Origin of the sequence: Nocardia sp. 852002-20019_SCH5090214 (assembly GCF_001665865.1) — a bacterium.
Taxonomy (GTDB): Bacteria; Actinomycetota; Actinomycetes; order Mycobacteriales; family Mycobacteriaceae; genus Nocardia; species Nocardia nova.
The window spans coordinates 1-501 of sequence record NZ_LZMK01000361.1; the positions used below are offsets into that span (position 1 = coordinate 1).

A 501-nucleotide genomic window follows, 5' to 3' on the forward strand; every position below is an offset into this window, starting at 1 on the left:
CCTTGGGCACGGTTGTATTCGGCATAGGCGCGGGCGCACTCGAACCGGTAGCCAGCCTCGGCGACCACATATCGGTTATGCGGGCGGCCGAGCTGGGCCATCTTCGCGCCGTAGAGGCGGGCCACCCGCGGCGAGACACCCTCGGCCATCTGCTCGGCCGCCAGCTGCGCGACGATCGTGTCGGCGTTCGGATGCATCCCGCGACCGAACAAGGCCCGCATCTGGGATTCGGTGACGATGTCTCCCTCGACGATATCCAGGGCTCCCAACCCCGACCCCACCCAGCGACCCGGGGACTCGCCGCGCTCGCTGTAATAATCGGCGAGCTGTTGCGCGCCACGCTCATTGGCGTCATTCGTGGCGATATTCCGCAGGTAATACTCATAGCCGTCGCCGTACGCGATCTTCGCCAGCGACATCATGCATCCAGGCTACGCCGCTCCAGATTTCTCGTTATCTGTTCGTGACCTGGGAGCATGAGGTGTGAAATTTTTTGTGTGA

The 501-nt window shown here is 63.1% G+C and carries 1 protein-coding gene; it reads right to left on the reverse strand.

All coding sequences use genetic code 11. The features are described from left to right. Window positions 1–422, reverse strand: a 422-nt coding sequence (locus A5780_RS43260) for a relaxase domain-containing protein (protein WP_231983116.1), incomplete at its 3' end; no start/stop codon positions are given. Between the last annotated feature and the right edge of the window lie 79 nt (window positions 423–501).